The organism is Pseudoruegeria sp. HB172150, assembly GCF_013184805.1.
Classification (GTDB): domain Bacteria; phylum Pseudomonadota; class Alphaproteobacteria; order Rhodobacterales; family Rhodobacteraceae; genus Psychromarinibacter.
Genome location: NZ_JAATNG010000001.1, coordinates 691,648 through 709,744, shown reverse-complemented (window position 1 = coordinate 709,744; position 18,097 = coordinate 691,648). Strand labels below are relative to the sequence as shown.

The 18,097-nt window shown below is 64.8% G+C and carries 17 protein-coding genes; all 17 read right to left on the bottom strand.

Annotated features, from left to right (window positions below):
• Positions 1-142: 142 nt before the first annotated feature.
• Positions 143-1,477, bottom strand: coding sequence for a cell division protein FtsA (ftsA, locus tag HCO70_RS03410; protein ID WP_172293085.1), 1,335 nt, complete (start codon positions 1,475-1,477; stop codon positions 143-145).
• Entirely contained in the window at positions 1,474-2,355 is an 882-nt protein-coding gene (locus HCO70_RS03405) for a cell division protein FtsQ/DivIB (protein WP_172293083.1), read from the bottom strand. Before HCO70_RS03405 ends, ftsA begins: the two co-directional genes overlap by 4 nt.
• The gene (locus HCO70_RS03400; RefSeq protein ID WP_216665354.1) at positions 2,343-3,221 is read right to left on the bottom strand and encodes a D-alanine--D-alanine ligase; all 879 of its coding nucleotides are present in this window, start codon (positions 3,219-3,221) and stop codon (positions 2,343-2,345) included. The genes HCO70_RS03405 and HCO70_RS03400 overlap by 13 nt, the downstream gene beginning before the upstream one ends.
• Positions 3,222-3,315: 94 nt before the next feature.
• A complete protein-coding gene (gene murB / locus HCO70_RS03395) occupies positions 3,316-4,254 on the bottom strand; it encodes a UDP-N-acetylmuramate dehydrogenase (RefSeq protein WP_172293081.1) in 939 nt (312 codons plus the stop codon).
• Between the two features lie 97 nt (positions 4,255-4,351).
• On the bottom strand, positions 4,352-4,612 hold the full coding sequence (locus tag HCO70_RS03390; protein WP_172293079.1) for a DUF2484 family protein: 261 nt from the start codon (positions 4,610-4,612) through the stop codon (positions 4,352-4,354).
• Positions 4,609-4,866 carry a DUF2484 family protein gene (locus tag HCO70_RS03385; protein ID WP_172293077.1) on the bottom strand — a complete coding sequence of 86 codons (258 nt, stop codon included), beginning with the start codon at positions 4,864-4,866 and terminating at the stop codon, positions 4,609-4,611. The genes HCO70_RS03390 and HCO70_RS03385 overlap by 4 nt, the downstream gene beginning before the upstream one ends.
• A gap of 13 nt (positions 4,867-4,879) precedes the next feature.
• Positions 4,880-6,283 carry a UDP-N-acetylmuramate--L-alanine ligase gene (murC, locus tag HCO70_RS03380; RefSeq protein ID WP_172296108.1) on the bottom strand — a complete coding sequence of 468 codons (1,404 nt, stop codon included), beginning with the start codon at positions 6,281-6,283 and terminating at the stop codon, positions 4,880-4,882.
• A gap of 28 nt (positions 6,284-6,311) precedes the next feature.
• Entirely contained in the window at positions 6,312-7,424 is a 1,113-nt protein-coding gene (locus tag HCO70_RS03375; RefSeq protein WP_172293075.1) for a UDP-N-acetylglucosamine--N-acetylmuramyl-(pentapeptide) pyrophosphoryl-undecaprenol N-acetylglucosamine transferase, read from the bottom strand.
• Between the two features lie 92 nt (positions 7,425-7,516).
• Complete coding sequence (gene ftsW, locus HCO70_RS03370) at positions 7,517-8,683, bottom strand: putative lipid II flippase FtsW (RefSeq protein ID WP_172293073.1); 1,167 nt, start codon at positions 8,681-8,683, stop codon at positions 7,517-7,519.
• Positions 8,684-8,858: 175 nt separating this feature from the next.
• The gene (murD, locus tag HCO70_RS03365; protein WP_172293071.1) at positions 8,859-10,268 is read right to left on the bottom strand and encodes a UDP-N-acetylmuramoyl-L-alanine--D-glutamate ligase; all 1,410 of its coding nucleotides are present in this window, start codon (positions 10,266-10,268) and stop codon (positions 8,859-8,861) included.
• Between the two features lie 26 nt (positions 10,269-10,294).
• A complete protein-coding gene (locus HCO70_RS03360; protein ID WP_172293069.1) occupies positions 10,295-10,825 on the bottom strand; it encodes an AAA family ATPase in 531 nt (176 codons plus the stop codon).
• 103 nt (positions 10,826-10,928) lie between these two features.
• Positions 10,929-12,011 carry a phospho-N-acetylmuramoyl-pentapeptide-transferase gene (mraY, locus tag HCO70_RS03355; protein WP_172293067.1) on the bottom strand — a complete coding sequence of 361 codons (1,083 nt, stop codon included), beginning with the start codon at positions 12,009-12,011 and terminating at the stop codon, positions 10,929-10,931.
• A complete protein-coding gene (murF, locus tag HCO70_RS03350) occupies positions 12,011-13,459 on the bottom strand; it encodes a UDP-N-acetylmuramoyl-tripeptide--D-alanyl-D-alanine ligase (RefSeq protein ID WP_172293065.1) in 1,449 nt (482 codons plus the stop codon). Before murF ends, mraY begins: the two co-directional genes overlap by 1 nt.
• The gene (locus HCO70_RS03345; protein WP_172293063.1) at positions 13,456-14,940 is read right to left on the bottom strand and encodes a UDP-N-acetylmuramoyl-L-alanyl-D-glutamate--2,6-diaminopimelate ligase; all 1,485 of its coding nucleotides are present in this window, start codon (positions 14,938-14,940) and stop codon (positions 13,456-13,458) included. The genes murF and HCO70_RS03345 overlap by 4 nt, the downstream gene beginning before the upstream one ends.
• A 19-nt stretch (positions 14,941-14,959) precedes the next feature.
• Positions 14,960-16,741 carry a penicillin-binding protein 2 gene (locus tag HCO70_RS03340; protein ID WP_172293061.1) on the bottom strand — a complete coding sequence of 594 codons (1,782 nt, stop codon included), beginning with the start codon at positions 16,739-16,741 and terminating at the stop codon, positions 14,960-14,962.
• Positions 16,738-17,103 (bottom strand): cell division protein FtsL, encoded by a 366-nt coding sequence (locus HCO70_RS03335; RefSeq protein ID WP_172293059.1) that lies wholly within the window; start codon positions 17,101-17,103, stop codon positions 16,738-16,740. The genes HCO70_RS03340 and HCO70_RS03335 overlap by 4 nt, the downstream gene beginning before the upstream one ends.
• Positions 17,100-18,095, bottom strand: a complete 996-nt coding sequence (rsmH, locus tag HCO70_RS03330) for a 16S rRNA (cytosine(1402)-N(4))-methyltransferase RsmH (RefSeq protein ID WP_172293057.1) — start codon at positions 18,093-18,095, stop codon at positions 17,100-17,102. The genes HCO70_RS03335 and rsmH overlap by 4 nt, the downstream gene beginning before the upstream one ends.
• Positions 18,096-18,097 lie beyond the last annotated feature (2 nt).

The window sequence follows — 18,097 nt, the reverse complement described above, 5'->3', positions numbered from 1 at the left end:
TGACCCCCCGGTCCGCCTCATTACCCGCAACCTTACTGATTCCACCGGGGAAGGTCACGAAAAAAACGCCGATTAGACACAAAATGTCGAGGACTTTTTGCGTCTTTCAGCGCGATATTGCCGGTGCAACGATATATAGTGGTCACCAGTTATCCTTGAACCATTTCACGGCACGGCGCAGCGAGCGCGCCGGATAGCGTTCGATCGGCATTTCGAAATCCCACCACTCGTCCTGCGGATGCGCCGCGAAGAGTGAAAGCCCCACACACGAGGCAAAGGCTGCACCGGTTGCAGCCTGAGGTAAACCCTGAACCCGGAGCGGGCGGCCGATGCGCACCTGATTGCCGAGAATTTTCGGTGCCAGCCCGTCGAGTCCCGGAATTTGTGACCCGCCACCGGTCAGCACGACCTGCTGCGAGGGCAGATGTTCGAATCCCGCGGCATCAAGCCGCTCGCGCACCTCTTCCAGAATCTCCTCCACCCGCGGGCGCATGATTCCAATGAGTTCCGAGCGGCTAACCGTTCGTCGGTCATGTTCCCAGTCGCCGGTATCGCCACCGATCTCGATCCGCTCGCGGTCGTCCATTCCGGTGGCCACAAGACCGCCGAAGACCGTCTTGATCCGCTCGGCCGTAGCCAGCGAGACCTGCAGCCCTTTGGAGATATCCTGCGTGATATGCGCCCCGCCCAGCCGCACGCTGTCGGCATAGATCATGTGCTTCTTCATGAAGATCGAGATGCTGGTCGACCCGCCGCCCATGTCGATGCAGGCGGCCCCCAGCTCCTGCTCGTCTTCTACGAGGCTCGAAATACCAGAGGTGTAGGCGGACGACGCGATGCCGGCCAGTTCCATGTCGCAGCGCTTGATGCAGTAAAGCAGGTTCTGCACCGCATCGCCCTCGATGGTCAGCACGTGCATGTCGCAAGCCAGACGGTTGCCGATCTGTCCACGCGGATCGCCAAGACCGGAGCGGTGATCCAGAGCGAAGTTCACCGGCTGCGCATGGACCACGTGGCGGGTCTCGCCGAAATCAGGCACGTCGCAGGAGGCAAGCACGCGGGCCACGTCCTGTTCGCCCACAGTGCTGTCATGCAGTTCGATCGCGCCGGCAAGGCCGTAGCTGCGGGGTTTCGCGCCGGAGAAAGACGCAATGACATGGTCCACGCGGACATTTGCCATCTTCTGCGCCGCCTGCACCGCTGTACGGATCGCCCGCTCGGTCTCGTTCATTGCCGTGATTTCGCCAAAGCGCACACCGCGCGAGCGGGTGGTTGCGGCTCCGATCACGCGAAACGCGGACTGACCGGCCAGCGAACCGACCCCATCGGTCTCGCGATACTGCTCCGGACCGTCGAACCTCAGCACGAGGCAGGCGATCTTGGACGTCCCGATATCGAGGATCGCGATAACCCCGCGTTGCAGCGCGGCTTTCCGCATGGCCCGCATCGCACGCTGGGAATGGTAGAGGTCGGTCATTGAAGGATATCTCCCAGCTCTATGCCTTTTATCTTGTGCAGTTCTTCCACGGCATTCGGGTTCAGGCGCAGCGTCGGACGGGTCGGATTGCGCATGTCTACGACAGCAAGGTCGCGGGCGAGCAGATCTTGCGCCTCGTCCAGCGCCATCACCCGCTCCAGCGCCGTGACCGGCTCTGTCTCGGGCAGCAGGATGCGCTGACCACGGTCAAGCACCACGTCCCAGCGCCGCTCCCCCATCCGCACAATTCCGCGCAGACGGTCGTCAATCTGGGTGCTGGCGGCGAACAGCTCCAACGCTTCGCGCACCTGCAGGTCAGCACCAATGCCTGCGATCAGCGGCAAGTCGGCACGATCACCCCGAGCGTCGAGCGCCGAAACACGGCGCCCATCGGCATCCAGCAATTCCAGCATCCCCTCGGCCCGCCAGACGATTGCTGGAACGCGCTCGGTCACGTCAACCTGCAGAACGCCGCCCGGACGCACCCGCAGATCGACCGACGCAACCGCGTCGAGCTGCGCCACGGTTTTCTGCATTGCCACGAGGTCCAGGTCGAACGAGGAAACCGGGAAATCCAGCGGCAGAACCTCGCGGATATCCTCGGACAGCTCGCCCGAAGCACCATCGATGGCCATGATCTTGACCATGAATTCCGGCCGCTCCGCGATGGAGCGGCGGATCTCGGTCACCATGTCGGTGATGGCGTTACGATTTGCCGGCTGCGAGAACACCCAGACCAGCGCCAGCGCCGCCACCGAAAGCGGCAGACCGAGGCGCAGGAACCGGCGCACCGACGGCGTCAGCCACCAGCGATGCAGGCGAAAGGCCCATCTCGACGGCGCCGGGTCGCGGCGGCGGGGGAGCGTTACCTGTTGCACGAGGCCTCCTCGACAAGTTGGCGGCAGAGCTTGCCAAAGCTCATGCCGCAATGGGCCGCCTGTTCGGGTGCAAGCGATGTTGGGGTCATGCCGGGCTGGGTATTGGTCTCCAGCAGGATCAGTCCGGCAAGTCCCCTGCCCTCATCCCAGCGGAAATCGGTACGGCTGATGCTGCGGCATCCCAGAGCAACATGGGCGCGCGCGGCATAGTCGAGACAGGCGTCGAAAATCTCCTGCGGCACATCCGCGGGCAGTTCATGCCGAGAACCGCCGACATCGTACTTGGCGTGATAGTCGTACCAGCCCTCGGTGATGATATCCGTCACCGTCAGCGCGGTATCGCCTACCACGGTCGTGGTCAGTTCGCGACCCGGCGCATACTGCTCGACCATCACAACGTCCGGCATCTCACGGCTCAACTGCGGCGGCGTATTTGCGCCATCCTGCACGATATAGACGCCGACGCTGGAGCCCTCGTTATAGGGCTTCACTACGTAGGGCGGCTCCATCACATGGCTCTTCCGCACGTCATCTGCTTCGGCCAGCAGGCTTTCGACTACCGGCAGACCGTTGGCGCGGTAGATTGCCTTGGTCCGCTCCTTGTCCAGAGCCAAGGCCGAGGCCAGCACACCGCTGTGTGTGTAGGGGATCTGAAGCCATTCCAGCATGCCCTGAACACAGCCATCCTCGCCCCAGCGGCCATGCAGGGCGTTGAAGACAACGTCGGGGGACAGCTCCGTCAGGCGAAAGGCAAGATCGTGCCCGGCATCAAGCTCGGTCACATCGAAGCCTTCGCTCCGAAGCGCCTCGGCGCATTCGCGCCCGGTCGACAGCGAAACCTCTCTCTCGGCAGAGAGTCCGCCCATCAACACGACAACATTCCGGGATGCCCTGCCCGACACCACCACCGCCTTCTGCCTCACGAACCGCGCATCTTATGGCGACACGTCGGATCTGTTCTTATTGGTTATCGCCGGGGGCTGTTTCGCCAACCCGGATCACTTCCCATTCTAGACATATTCCGGTGCTTTGAAACACCTTTTTTCGAACTTCCTCGCCCAGCGCCTCCAGTTCGGCGGCGGTCGCGCTCCCGGTATTCGTCAGGAAATTCGGGTGCTTCTCCGACATCTGCGCACCGCCGTGCCGAGCCCCGCGCAGCCCTGCATCCTCGATCAGCTTCCACGATTTCAGCTCGTGCGTATCGTCGGCCCGCCCGGTGGAGCTATAACCCGCGGGATTGCGGAACGTTGAGCCCGCGGTGCGGTCCTTCACGGGCTGCGTCGCGTCGCGCTTTGCCAGCTGGTCGGCCATCTGCTGCTCAAGCAGCTCCGGATCGCCCTTCGGCGCGCGGAAGGTGACAGATGTGATCACCGTGTCGGCGGCGAGGTTGGTCTGGCGATAGGCGAAGTTTAGATCGCCGGGCGATAGCGTAATAATCTTGCCGGCCCGCGTCACTGCCGTGGCGCTTTCGAACACATCTGCGGTGTACCGCCCGTAGCAGCCCGCATTCATCCGAACCGCGCCGCCGATAGCACCCGGGATCGTCCTGAGAAACGTCAGGTCCAGCCCGGCCGCCGCCGCCTTCCGCGCGACATGTGCATCCAGAGCAGCAGCCCCCGCGAGGACCCGGTCGCCGTCGATCTCGATCCCGTTGAACCCGCGCCCCAGCCGGATCACCACCGCGCGGATTCCGCCGTCGCGCACGATCAGGTTCGACCCGACGCCAATAGGGAAAACCGGGATCGCCGGGTCGAGCGCCCGCAGGAACGACGTCAAGTCCTCGGTATCGGCGGGTTGGAACAGCCAATCCGCCGGCCCGCCTACGCGCAGCCAGGTCAGGTCCGAAAGCGGACGGTTCGGCGTCAGCGTGCCACGGGTCTGGGGAAGCGTATCAGCCATGACTGCGGGATAGGCGCGTGTCGGGGGCTGCGCAAGGGAACGCTCCTGCGGAGTGTGCCTCCGGCGGGGATATTTCCGGCCAGAAGAAGATGCGGGACTACTGCCGTTCCGTGGTGCCGAGCACCCGGTTGATCCAGCGCCAGAGGTAGAGTACCGGCCAGCGCAGGATCGACATGGCGGCAGCGAGACAGAGAAGTCCGATCCAGGGACCGTGGAGCCAGAAGATCCAGACCAGGATCGGCAGCCCCACGGCGATCAGCACGTACGCGGCCGGCCAGTGGCTGCGTTTCGACGGCAGCATCCCGGCCACATTGGCGGCGATGGCCCAGAAACAGCCAAGGATCAGCGGCAGGCTCATTCGCCGGGCTTTTCCGTGGGAATTCCGGCCAGCTTGCGGAACAGGTGGATCAGCGGGCGGCGGAACATCGACAGCACCGCGAAGATGCCGATCAACGTGATGACCGGACCGTGCTCGCGCGCCAGGAAGTAAATGAGCACCGGGGCGCTGATCAGCAGCAGAAGCCCCGGCGCGATCTGGTAGCGCATTGGCAAGAACGCGGTCACCGAGGCCGCCACGACCCAGAGACAGGCGAGGATCAGTGGCAGACTCATGGTGCGGGCGCCCTCAGCCGTCCTTCTCCAGCTGCGCCGGAAGGTTGTTCGCCCAGGAGCTGATGGTACCGGCACCGAGGCATACCACCATGTCGCCCGGCTCGGCGAATTCGCGGACCAATGCCGCCAGATCCCCCTCGTCGGAAATGGCGCGGGCGCTGCGGTGACCGGCGCGCGTAAGGCCCGCCACCAGGTCGTCGCGGGTGGCGCCGGGGATCGGATCCTCGCCGGCGGCATAGACCTCGGCGATGCCAACCACGTCCGCATCGTTGAAGCAGGTGCAGAAGTCGCCGAACAGGTTCGACAGCCGGGTGTAGCGGTGCGGCTGATGCACCGCGATGACCTTGCCGTCTGTCGCCTGCCGTGCAGCCTTCAGCACCGCCGCGATCTCAACCGGGTGGTGGCCATAATCGTCGATGATCGTCACGCCGTTCACCTCGCCCACGCGGGTAAACCGGCGGTTAACGCCCTTGAAGTTGGCCAGCGCCTCGCGGATCGCGTCCTTCTTCATGCCCAGATGGCGGGCGACGGCGACCGCGCCCAGAGCGTTGGAAACGTTGTGATTACCTGGCATCGGCAGGGTGCAGTCGCGGATCCACTTGTCCTCAGACCGCAGCCGAATGTCGAAATGCGCTACGCCGCGCTCGTAACGCAGGTTGTCGGCGCGCACGTCCGCCTGAGCGTTGAAGCCGAAGGTGACGACGCGGCGATCGGTGACCTTGGAAACCAGCGACTGCACGTCCGGGTCGTCGGTACAGCAGACCGCGAGCCCATAGAACGGAATGTTCTCGACGAAATCGAGGAAGCCCCGGTGCAGGTTCTCCTCGGTGCCCCAATGCTCCATGTGCTCGGGGTCGATATTGGTCACCATCGCGATGGTGGCGGGCAGGCGGTTGAAGGTACCGTCGGATTCGTCGGCCTCGACCACCATCCACTCGCCCTGCCCCATCCGGGCGTTCGATCCGTAGGCGTGGATGATGCCGCCGTTGATCACGGTCGGGTCAATCCCGCCAGCATCCAGCAGCGTGGCAACCAGCGTCGTTGTGGTGGTCTTGCCATGGGTGCCGGCGACGGCGACGTTGGATTTCAGCCGCATCAGCTCGGCCAGCATCTCGGCGCGGCGCACGACGGGCAGGCCCTCGACGCGGGCGGTGTCGAGTTCCGGGTTGCCCGGCTTGATCGCGGAAGAGATCACCACGACCTCCGCCTCGGCCAAGTTCTCGGCCTTCTGCCCGATAAAGATCTTTGCGCCCATCGCGACCAGCCGGTCGGTGATCTTCGACGCCTTAAGGTCCGATCCCTGTACCTTGTAGCCGTGGTTGATCAGCACCTCGGCGATACCGGACATACCGATGCCGCCGATCCCCACAAAGTGGATCGGGCCCATTTCCATTGGCAATTTGGTTGCCGCGTTCATGCCGCAGGTCCGGAATTTGCCCCAGCGTTCATGTTTCATGCCCGATCTCGCGCCTCTCTGCCAGTGTGGTTACCAAGTCCGCCAGACGTTCTGCCGCGTCCGGTAGTCCAATCGTCAATGCCGCGTGGGCCATCTTCACGGCGCCGTCGGGGTTTTCGAGAATCAGCGCCATATGCTCGGAAAGCGAGCTGACGTCCAGCAGCGATTCTCGGATCATGATGGCCGCCCCGGCGTCAACCAGACCGCGCGCGTTTGCTGCCTGTTCGTCGCGGATCGCGGCGGCCAGCGGGATCAGAATCGAGGGTCTGCCGATGACGGTAAGATCCGCCACGGTGGACGCGCCAGAGCGGGCGACGACCAGCTGCGCTTCTGACATACGCTCCGGCACGTCATGGAAAAACGGCTGCACATCGGCGCGGATGCCATGCTCGGCGTAGAACGCGGTAACACGCTCATGATCCTCGGGCCGCGCCTGGTGCGAGACGCGGGTATAGGCGCGCACCGTCTCGGGCAGTTCCGCGATTGCGGCGGGCACCATGTCCGACAGGATGCGCGCGCCCTGGCTGCCGCCAAGCACAAGGACCTGCATCGGGTGATCGCCGGGGGGGATGTAAGGCGAACCCGCCTTGTCGCGGATCGCCCGCCGCACCGGGTTGCCGGTGTGATCGCCGGTCACGCCCTCAGGCAGCTCGGTCGGCCAGGTGCCGCAGGCAACCGCATCGACGCGTTTCGCAAAGACCTGGTTGACCCGGCCAAGCACCCCGTTCTGCTCGTGGATGGCGCGCGGCAGTTTCAGGATCGTCGCCGCAGCAAGCGCGGGGATCGAGGGGTAGCCGCCGAAGCCCACGACCACCGCCGGGCGGTGGCGGCGGAACGCGAAGATCGCGGAAATGGCACCGCCGAGGATCTGGAATGGCGCGATCAGCTTGGCCAGGATGCCGCCGCGGGCGAAGGTGGCGGAAGAGACCTGCTCTATCTGAACCGCCTCGGGGAATGCGCCGGTGTAGCGCGCGCCGCGCGGATCGGTGGACAGGATCACCCGCCAGCCGCGGGAAAGCATCGTTTCGGCCAGTGCCTGCGCCGGGAACATGTGACCACCGGTGCCACCGGCGGCAATGACGAGAAGTGGGCGTTCCGCCATTACGCCGCGCCGCCGAATGCGCGATCAGTGCAGAAAATTGGCACCCATCTTCGGCGGCGCACCGGATAATATCGGATTTGTCCGGACAAGGGTCAGTGTCTCCGACGCATAAGGATATCGCCGATCTCACCCTGCGGACGGGTCCGCGTGAAGGCCAACAGCATGCCCACGGCAATCCCGCCAGCGATCAGCGACGACCCGCCGTAGCTGACGAAAGGTAGCGTCATGCCCTTGGCCGGCAACAGCCGCACAGCCACCCCCATGTTGATGATCGCCTGCACCCCGAACGCACAGGCGAGACCCGTTCCCGCAAGTCTGATGAACGGATCCCGCTCTCTTATCAGCCGCAGAAGCGACCGGACAGTGATCGTCATGTAGAGAAGGATGATGAACAGCACGAGGATCAGCCCGTATTCCTCTGCTGCCACGGCAATGATGAAATCGGTATGCGCGTCGGGCAACGACCATTTCACATGGCCCTCGCCGACGCCGACGCCAAAGAACCCACCCTCGCGGATCGCGCCGGTGGCATAGCCAAGCTGTGTGCGAGGATCGACCTCTGGCGACAGGAAGCCGTCGATGCGGCGGGCGAAGTGTTCAGACGCGTTATAGGCAACAGTGCCGCCCGTCACGGCCAGTGCGGCCATTCCGATCAGCAGGGTGAACGGCGCACCGGCGACGAAATACATCACGCCCCATGCGAACAGCACCAGGCAAGCCTGACCGAAGTCGGGCTGCAGCGCCAGAAGACCCACGACGGCGCAGACCAGCGCGAAGGAAATGCTCTTGCCCGGTGGGCCGTTTATTTCCTGGCTCGCCGCCATCAGCCAGGCTGACACGATGATCAGACCGGGTTTCAGGAATTCCGACGGCTGTACCGAGGCGAAGCCGAGGCTGAACCAGCGCACCGCGCCCTTGCCGAAATCCGTGCCGAAAACCGGCAGCAGCATCAGAGCGACAAACGACACAGCGAAACCAATGACGCCAAGCCGGCGCACCATGGTCGGCGACATCATCGAGGTCAGCACCATTGCGATCAGCGCCAGCGCCCCGAAGAACGCCTGCCGCTGCACATAGTGAAAAGCGTGGAACCCGTTCTTCGCGGCCAGCGGCGGCGAAGCGGCAAGGCCAAGCAGCATACCGACCCCGAACAGCAGCAGCACGCAGGCCAGCGACCAGCGGTCGATCGTCCGCCACCAACGCGGCAGAATCGGCTCGCCTTCGCGAACGGGCGCCGCGCCGAACACCATTTCCGTCATGGGGTACCGCCTGTAACTGTCACTGCTCGCCCGGTTTTCCGGGTCTGGGGACAAGATTAACCAAAGATTTCCGACCGCGCTAGTGTTTACCGATCAATTGCTTCGCCGGCCGCGCGCCTGTTGCGGTTGCGGGACGCTCCGCGGGGGATACTTGCGGCCAGAAGAAGCGGTGCGGTCAGCCTGCGGGGGTCAGACGGGCGCGCACCAGTTCCATGAACGCCTCGCCGCGTTTCTCGAAATCGGGGAACTGGTCAAAGCTGGCGGCGGCGGGGGCCAGCAGGATCGTATCGCCCGGCTCCGCATCTGCGGCGGCGCAGGCCACTGCCATCTCCATCGTCTCGCAGATCTCGTGTGCGGTGTTGCCCAGCTGCAGCGCGAAATCACGCGCCGAATGGCCGATCAGGTAGGCCTTTGTCACCCGCGACAGATGCGGCGCAAGGCTGGCTATGCCGCCATCCTTGCCCAGACCCCCGGCGATCCAGCGGATCCGGTCGAAAGCCTGCAGCGCCTGCGCGGCGCTGTCGGCATTGGTGGCCTTGCTGTCATTGACCCAGGTGACACCGTCCTGCTCTGCGACGATCTGACTACGATGCGGCAGCCCCTCGAAATCCCGGAACGCCGCCTCGATCGAATTGGGGCCCATGCCCAGCGAGCGGCAGACCGCATAGGCGGCGCAGGCGTTCTGGTGGTTATGCGCGCCCGGCAGGCCCCGGATGCCGCGCAGATCTATGGAACCGACCTGTTTGCCCTTCCGGTATTCCGACAGGAACCCTTTGCGGGCAAAGACGCACCAGCCGGGCCCGCCGAGTTTGGTACCCGACGACACCCGGATCACCCGCGTATCGGCAGGTCCCTGCGACTGCTGGTTCGCCAGGAACCGGCCCTCGGGCTCGTCGACGCCGATCACACAACGATCCGGCGCGCCCTCGGCAAAGAGCCGCCGCTTGGCGGCGAAATAACCGCCCAGCCCGCCATGCCGGTCCAGATGATCCGGCGTCAGATTGGTGAAGACGGCGATATCCGGCGTCAGTGCACGCGCAAGCTCGGTCTGGTAGCTCGACAGCTCCAGCACCACCACTTCGCCGTCCTGCGGTGGATCGATGTCGAACACGCCGCGGCCGATGTTGCCGGCCAGCTGCGCCGGTTTGCCGGCATGCTCCAGCACATGATGGATAAGTGCGGCGGTGGTGGATTTCCCGTTTGAGCCGGTGACGGCCACGACCCGTGGCGGCTGGTCGAACTGCGCCCAGTCCGCGCTGCCGAAACTGGCGAAGAACAGGCCGATATCATTGTCCACCGGCATGCCCGCTTCCCAGGCGGCAGCGATCGCCTTGTTCGGCGCGGGGTAAAGATGCGGGATGCCCGGAGAGACGATCAGCGCGCTAACGTCGTCATAGGCGCCCTGCCGGGTCAGGTCGCGCAGCGTGAAACCCTCGGATTCGGCACGTGCCCGGCCCTCGGCGCCGTCATCCCAGCAGACCGGCGTCCCGCCGCCTTCGCGCAGGGCACGGGCGGCTGCAAGGCCGGAGCGGCCGAGGCCCAGAACGGCGACGGTCTCGCCTGCATATCCGCGAACGGGGATCATGATCTCTCCTGTCCTGTCAGACCGGATTACCCGCTCGCGAGGCGGGATTCCAGCCAGTCCGCGCGATCGGTGACGCTGACCTTGGGAAGCGGTTCGGCACGATAGCCGAATTCGTCCAGCCCGGCCCTGAGCAGCTCGAACTCGGCCAGGGCCGCGTCCATCCCGTGCTTTCGGTCCGCATCCGCGGCAAACAGCTCCGGCCAGGGTTCTGCCAGAAGCACCAGCGGATCGTAGCGATATCGGGTGAGCGCATCGCCAATGTCCTGCCCCATATGACGCAGGTTGATCGCAGCGTCGAAGATGCCGCGGTCGAACAGCGTTATCCCCGGCCCGGCTGCCTCCCAGTCCGCGATCGCCATCTCGAGGCAGAGCCGGGCGAAGCGCTCAAGATCCACCCATGGCAGCCCGTCGCCGCCGGCGGCCCGCTCTGCCGCGATCACCCGACGGCCCGGTTCCGGCACGGTAACCCAGCCACGACGGGCCACTTCGACCAGCAGCGTCGATTTGCCGGCGGCGGAACAGCCGGTGATCAGGATGCGTCGGGGCTGATAGGTCATAGGGGAAACGCCTTCGGGCCTGCGATTGGCGCGTTTCGAACAAACTCAGCGGGAAAATCGCCGAACAGCGACTAGAATCCCACACATATCCGACAATCGCCGTCTACCGGACTTTCAGCGTCGCCAGCCCGATCAGCGCCAGGATCAGCGAGATGATCCAGAAGCGGATCACGATCTGCGGCTCCGCCCAGCCCTTCTTTTCGAAGTGGTGGTGGATCGGTGCCATCAGGAACACGCGCTTTCCGGTGCGTTTGAAATAGGCGACCTGGATGATCACAGACAGCGCCTCGGTCACAAACAGCCCGCCGACAATTGCCAGCACGATCTCGTGCTTGGTCGCCACAGCAATCGCCCCCAGCGCCCCGCCGAGGGCAAGCGATCCGGTATCGCCCATGAATACCGCCGCGGGCGGCGCGTTATACCACAGAAAGCCCAGCCCGCCACCGATCAGGCTGGCTGTGAAGATCAGGATCTCGCCGGTGCCGGGCACGTAGTGAACGTCGAGGTATTCGGTGAAGTCTACCCGGCCGACCGCATATGCGATGACGCCAAGCGTCCCCGCGGCGATCATCACCGGCATGATCGCCAGCCCGTCCAGCCCGTCGGTCAGGTTCACCGCGTTGGCGGCGCCGACGATCACGATCATGCCGAAGGGAATGAAGAACCAGCCGAGATTCAGCAGCACGTCCTTGAAGATGGGGAACCCGAGCTGAAACGTCAGCTCGTCGGGGTGCAGGCAGGACGCCCAGTAGACCGCAATCCCCGAAATCAGGAACCCGATTCCTAGGCGCAGCCTTCCCGGCACGCCCTTGGAGTTCGCCTTCGACAGCTTGGCGTAATCGTCGGCAAAGCCCACCAGACCGAAACCCACCGTCACGAACAGGATCATCCAGACGAACCCGTTGTCCAGCCGCGCCCACAGCAGCGTTGCCACCAGCAGTGCGCCCAGGATCAGCACACCGCCCATCGTGGGCGTCCCCTGCTTGGCCAGATGCGATTCCGGCCCGTCATCACGTATCGGCTGGCCATTGGCCTGCCGCCGCTTCAGCAGGTTGATCAGTGGTCGACCGAACAGGAAACCGAAGATCAGCGCGGTAAAGAAGGCTCCGCCGGAGCGAAAGGTGATGTAGCGAAACAGGTTGAAGAAGTCGCCGCCGTCGGAGAATTCGGTCAGCCAGTACAGCATCAGGCAAGTTCCTCGGATTCGGTCAGCAGCGGATGGCCCAATTTACGGATCGCGTCAACAACGAGGCTGACCTTTATGCCCTTGGACCCCTTCACCAGGATGACGTCCCCGGCATCCACCAGCCCGTGCACCCGGGCGGCCAGTTTCTCTGCCTTTTCAAACCATTGGCCGCGCTGCTCCGGTGGCAGGATGTCGTACAGCGCGCGCATCCGCGGCCCGACGCAATGCACGAGGTCAAGCACCTTCAGCGCCGGCAATTCGGCAATGGCCGCATGCAGGGCAATCTCGTCCTCGCCCAGTTCCAGCATGTCTCCCAGAACCGCAATCCGCCGGCCGCGACTGTAGCGGCCAAGCCCGTCGCGCGGCTCCGTCGCGGCCAGCACGTCAAGCGCCGCCTCGACCGAAGCGGGGTTCGCATTGAATGCGTCGTCGATCAGTTCGACTGCCATCTTCTCTTCGACCGCATCGAGTGACAGCATCTCGATCTTGCCGCGCCCCTCGGGCGGGTGCCACTGGCCCAATGCGTTGACGGCCAACGCGACGTCGAGGTTCAGCGCCTTCGCAACACCAAGCGCCCCCATCGCGTTGACAGCGAAATGGCGGCCGGGAGAGTTGATCTTGTACATCACCTTCTGCCGCCACAGCCTGCCCTGCGCCACCGTGGTTTCGCGCGACAGTCGCACATCCATGACGCGGTGGAAATTACGGCTGGCCATGCCGAAGGTGCGCACTTTCGCACCGGCTGCCTGCGCGGCTTCGCGCAGGATCGGGGCGGTCTGAATGTCGCCGTTGATCACAGCAGTTCCGCGCGGCTCCAGCCCGCCGAAGATTGCAGCCTTTTCGCGTGCGATGTCATCCACCGAGTCGAAGGCCTCCAGATGCGCCTGCGTCACGGTGGTCACCATCGCGACATGGGGCCGGGCCATCCGCGCCAGCGGCAGGATCTCTCCGGGATGGTTCATGCCGATCTCGATCACGGCAAATTCCGTGTCGGCGGGCATTCGCGCCAGCGTCAGCGGCACGCCCCACTGGTTGTTGAAGCTCTTCTCCGCCGCATGAACGCGCCGCCGCTGCCCGGACAACACCGCGCGCAGCATTTCCTTGGTCGAGGTCTTGCCGACCGACCCGGTGACCCCGACGACCCGCGCCTTGGTCCGTGCCCGCCCGGCCACGCCCAGCCGTCCCAGCGCCGGCAGCACCTCGTCCACAATCAGAAGCGGTGCGTTCTCGGACACTCCGTCCGGCACGCGGCTGACCATTGCCGCCGCCGCATCCTTGCCCAGTGCATCGGCCACAAAGTCATGGCCGTCGCGCACATCGGTCAACGCGACGAAAAGGTCGCCCGGCCGCAGCGACCGCGTGTCGATGGAAACGCCCGTGGCGACCCAGTCCGTCGTCGCGCGCCCGCCGGTTGCCGCTGCCGCGTCCGCCGCGGTCCAAAGCGTCATACCAGCCGTCCGTCCAGCGCCGCGACGGCCACGCTCGCCTGTTCCACATCATCGAAGGGGTAAACATCATCGCCGATGATCTGGCCGGTCTCGTGCCCCTTGCCCGCGATCAGAAGCGCATCGCCCGGCTGCAGCGCATCCACGCCACGCAGGATCGCCTCCGCCCGGTCGCCGACCTCTGTCGCATCGGGCGCGCCGGCCAGCACTTCGGCACGGATCGACGCCGGATCTTCCGACCGCGGATTGTCGTCCGTGACGAAGGCGACATCGGCGTTCTCCGCCGCCGCCTGCCCCATCAGCGGGCGTTTGGTGGTGTCACGGTCGCCGCCGGCTCCGAACACCACGATCAACCGCCCCAACACATGCGGCCGCAAGGCTCGCAGTGCGGTTTTCAGCGCGTCCGGCGTGTGCGAATAGTCCACGAACACCGTCGCCCCGTTCTCGCGCGTGGCGGCCAGCTGCATGCGGCCCCGCACGCCCTTGAGATGCGGCAGCATGTCGAAGGTGCGCACCGGATCGCAGCCGGTCGCGATGACCAGCCCGGCTGCGGTGAGCACGTTTTCCGCCTGAAACCCGCCGATCAGGTCCAGCCGCGCCTGCCGCGGCCGGCCGTTCCAGTCGAACCGCAGGTCCTGCCCAGTCGCATCATAGCGCTGCGCCCGAATCCGCAGGTTGGCTTCCTCGCCGCGCCCGACTGTCAGGATATCCTGGCCGCGATCCATCGCAATGTCCGCCAGCTCGGCCCCGCGCGGATCGTCGATGTTGATCACCGCTGCGCCGTCATCCGGCAGAACGCGCGTAAAGAGCCCCGACTTGGCGGCAAAATATTCCTCGAAGCTGGAATGATAGTCGAGGTGATCCTGGCTGAAATTCGTGAACGCCGCCGCTGCCAGGTTCACCCCGTCCAGGCGCCGCTGCGCAAGCCCGTGAGACGATGCCTCCATCGCGACGTGATCCACCCCGGCTTCGGCAATTTCTCGCAGAACCCGGTGCAGGGTGATCGGTTCCGGCGTGGTATGCTGTAGCGGGGTTTCGTACGCGCCTTCGACACCCGTGGTGCCCAGGTTCACCGATTTCAGCCCGAGCTCGGTCCAGATCTGTCGCGTGAAGGTGGCGACAGAAGTTTTCCCGTTGGTTCCGGTGACGGCGATGATGGTATCCGGCTGCAGCCCGAACCACAGCGCCGCCGCATAGGCCAGCGCCTGCCTTGGATCCTCGGTAACGACCAGCGCCGCGTCGCTCGCGGCCAGTTCTTCCCTGGCGATCTTCGCGCCCTGCCGGTCGGTCAGGATCGCCCCAGCCCCCATGCGCAGCGCGAACTGGATGAATTCACCACCGTGGATGCGGCTGCCGGGAAGCGCCGCGAACAGGTGACCCGACTCGACCTGCCGGCTGTCCACCGACAGCCCGGTCACCTTTGCCTCGCGGCCGCCCTGTGCCGCAAGTCCCAGATCCGCGAGTGTTTTCGCCCGGGGTGCCATCCGCCTCGACTTTCTTTGCTTACCCCTCTGTTAACGCATCCGCCGGGGCAGGTTCAATCGCGGGCGCAAGACCCAGCAGCGGCGCGGTGCGCCGGATGATTTCTGCCGCGACAGGAACCGCCGTCCAGCCGGCAGTGCGCTTGGGCTTGGAGCCCGAGGTTTCAACCGGTTCGTCCAGCGATACGACCAATACGTATTTCGGATCGTTCACCGGAAACACGCTGGCGAAGGTCGCGATCACCTTGTCGTCATAATAGCCGCCGCGCGGCTTTGGCTTGTCCGCCGTGCCGGTCTTTCCGGCGACCATGTAGCCCGGCACTTCGCCGAAGCTGGCGGTACCTCGAGTCACCACTGCGCGCAGCATGTTGCGTGCCGCGATTGAGGTCTCGCGCGAGATAACGCGCGGACCGGGGATGCGGTAATCCTTTTTTACCAGCGTCGGCGTCACCTTGGTCCCGCCATTGGTGACTGTCGCATATGCCGCTGCCAGATGCAGCGGGCTGGCCGACAGCCCATGACCGTAGGAGATCGTGATCGTATTGATCTCGGACCATTTCGGCGGCAGCAGCGGCTTGGCGTAGGGCGCCTCGAACAGTTCCACCTTGGTCGGCTCGAAAAAACCCAAAGACTCAAGGAACTGCTTCTGCCGCTCCTGCCCGATCATCAGTGCCATATTCGCCGTGCCGATGTTCGAGGATTTCACGATCACGTCCGTGACCGACAGGTAGGGCCCGTAATCGTGGTTCTCGAATTCCTTGATCGTGTACTTGCCCCATTTCATTGGCGCGTCGGCGTCGACAAGGCTGTTCGGGCCAAGCAAGCCCAACTCCATAGCCTGCGCGGCGGCAAAGATCTTGAAGGTCGAGCCAAGCTCGTAGACCCCCTGCACCGCTCGATTGAACAGCGGACTGTCAGATGGATCGCCCTGCAGCAGCGGAACGGGGCGGTCGTTGGGGTCGAAATCCGGCAGGCTCGCCATGGATACGATCTCGCCCGTATAGGCATCCATCAGCACGGCTGCGGCGCCCTTGGCGTTCAGCAGCTTCATGCCGCCGTAAAGGATTTCCTCCACCGCCGACTGGATCGTCAGGTCCAGCGACAGCTGCAGCGGCTTGCCGTTCTCCGCCGGGTCGCGCAGGAACTCGTCGAACTGCTTCTCGACACCGGCGGTGCCGATCACCTCGGCCGCATAAACGCCCTCGCGCCCGAAACCGTAGCCCCCCAGCACATGCGATGCCAGCGCCCCATTCGGGTACAGCCGCATCTCGCGCGGTCCGAACAGCAGCCCGGGCTCGCCGATATCATGCACCATCTGCTGCTGTTCCGGCGACAGGACTTTCTTGATCCAGACGAATTTCCGCTTCCCGGTGAACAGCTTGAGTAGTTTCTCCTCCTCCAGGTCCGGGAAGGTCGCAGCCAATGCGGCAGCGGCACCCTCGGGGTCCACCATGAGCGGCGGCTGCGCATAGAGCGAATGCGTCTGCAGGTTCGTCGCCAAAATCTTGCCGTTGCGATCTACGATATCCGACCGCTGCGCGGTGATCTCCGATGTCGAGACGAAAGACCTCGGCTCTTCCGGCGCCGAGGCCGCCATCAACCCCATCCGGGTTCCGACCACGGTGAAGGCGCAAAAGAAGAACACGCCCAGCACTACCAGGCGCCCTTCGGCGCGCTGCCTGGCCCTGTCGCGCATCTCCTCGTGCCGCAGGCGCAGGTTCTCGCGCTCGATCGCGTCCGGATTCTCGCCCTTGCTGCGTGCCTCGAGGATCCGCGCAAGCGGCCGAAGCGGGACGCGGCTCAAGGCTGCGGCTCCTCGGCCGGCGGCAGAAGCGCGGCTACGTTCACCGGATCCTCGATCAACTCAAACAACGGCTCGGACCGCGGGAAGGCAACCTGTTCGACGCGGCCGAACTGCGCAGGCGCCAGCGGAACCAGCTCCAGCCGCTCGAAGTTCAGGTTGGCCAGGTCGCGCAGCCGGTCCGGGCGGTTCAGATAGGCCCATTCCGCCTTCAGCACCGTTCGTGTCTCGCGCAATGCGCCGATCTGGCGCTGCAGGTTCTGCACCTCGCTCAGTGCGCGCTGGGTCTTGTAGTTCTCGCCATAGGCCCAGAAGGCAAGCCCCATCACGGCCAGGATCGAAAGGACGAATGCAAGCGATTTCAATGTTTTGCCCCCCTGTTCAGCATTGGCAGTCCCAGTTTGGTGCGATCCGGCGCGCCGGCCGGAGCAGTTGTCCGTTTCGCGACACGCAGCCGGGCGGACCGGGCGCGCGGGTTCTGGTGAAGCTCTTCTTCATCCGCCCCCACCGCCTTGCGCGTGATCACTTCGAATCTCGGCGTATCGGATTCGGTCGGCGGCGCGTGGCGGCTGCCTTGACCTTCCTTGCCACCGCGAATCTGGAAAAACCGCTTCACGACACGGTCCTCCAGCGAGTGGAAAGTGACGACAGCCAGCCGCCCGCCGGGCTTCAGCGCCCGCTCGGCTGCTTCGAGCCCCGACGCAAGCTCGCCGAACTCGTCATTCACGGCGATACGTATGGCCTGGAAACTGCGGGTCGCGGGATGCGCCTGCCCCGGTTTCTGTCGCGGCAGTTGCGATTCGATGATCCTGGCAAGCTGCAAGGTGGTCTCTATCGGCGCGTCGTCCCGCGCCTTCACGATAGCCCGCGCGATCCGGCGAGAGGCACGTTCCTCGCCATACTGATAAAGAATGTCTGCGAGATCCGCCTCTGACGCGGTATTGCACAGATCCGCCGCCGTCGGCCCGGTATCGCCCATGCGCATGTCCAGCGGCCCGTCCTTCTGAAAGGAAAACCCGCGCTCCGCCTGGTCGATCTGCATCGACGACACACCCAGATCCAGAACCACGCCGTCTAGATCCTCGTCGTATTCGTCGAGCTTGCCGAAGGTACCCTCTACCATGCTCAGCCGCTCGCCGTACGCGCCGGCCCATTCCTCGGCCATCACAAACACCGTCGGATCGCGATCTACCGCGGTCACGTGATCTGCCCCGGCCTCCAGCAGCCCGCGGGTATAGCCGCCTGCACCGAACGTGCCGTCCAGCCAGCGACCTTCGACGGGTGCAACCGCCTCCAGCAATGGACGCAGCAGGACGGGGATGTGCGGGACGGGGCTGGCAGGGTCCGCCGCGGCCATGG

Bases quoted from the DNA above. Each gene is read 5' to 3' on its own strand.
- HCO70_RS03360 (WP_172293069.1), bottom strand. From the start codon at position 10,825: ATGACCTATCAGCCCCGACGCATCCTGATCACCGGCTGTTCCGCCGCC.
- HCO70_RS03345 (WP_172293063.1), bottom strand. From the start codon at position 14,940: ATGGCACCCCGGGCGAAAACACTCGCGGATCTGGGACTTGCGGCACAG.
- HCO70_RS03385 (WP_172293077.1), bottom strand. From the start codon at position 4,866: ATGAGTCTGCCACTGATCCTCGCCTGTCTCTGGGTCGTGGCGGCCTCG.
- HCO70_RS03390 (WP_172293079.1), bottom strand. From the start codon at position 4,612: ATGAGCCTGCCGCTGATCCTTGGCTGTTTCTGGGCCATCGCCGCCAAT.
- ftsW (WP_172293073.1), bottom strand. From the start codon at position 8,683: ATGACGGAAATGGTGTTCGGCGCGGCGCCCGTTCGCGAAGGCGAGCCG.
- HCO70_RS03400 (WP_216665354.1), bottom strand. From the start codon at position 3,221: ATGGGCGGACTCTCTGCCGAGAGAGAGGTTTCGCTGTCGACCGGGCGC.
- ftsA (WP_172293085.1), bottom strand. From the start codon at position 1,477: ATGACCGACCTCTACCATTCCCAGCGTGCGATGCGGGCCATGCGGAAA.
- murF (WP_172293065.1), bottom strand. From the start codon at position 13,459: ATGACGCTTTGGACCGCGGCGGACGCGGCAGCGGCAACCGGCGGGCGC.
- HCO70_RS03375 (WP_172293075.1), bottom strand. From the start codon at position 7,424: ATGGCGGAACGCCCACTTCTCGTCATTGCCGCCGGTGGCACCGGTGGT.
- mraY (WP_172293067.1), bottom strand. From the start codon at position 12,011: ATGCTGTACTGGCTGACCGAATTCTCCGACGGCGGCGACTTCTTCAAC.
- murD (WP_172293071.1), bottom strand. From the start codon at position 10,268: ATGATCCCCGTTCGCGGATATGCAGGCGAGACCGTCGCCGTTCTGGGC.
- murC (WP_172296108.1), bottom strand. From the start codon at position 6,283: ATGAACGCGGCAACCAAATTGCCAATGGAAATGGGCCCGATCCACTTT.
- rsmH (WP_172293057.1), bottom strand. From the start codon at position 18,095: ATGGCCGCGGCGGACCCTGCCAGCCCCGTCCCGCACATCCCCGTCCTG.
- murB (WP_172293081.1), bottom strand. From the start codon at position 4,254: ATGGCTGATACGCTTCCCCAGACCCGTGGCACGCTGACGCCGAACCGT.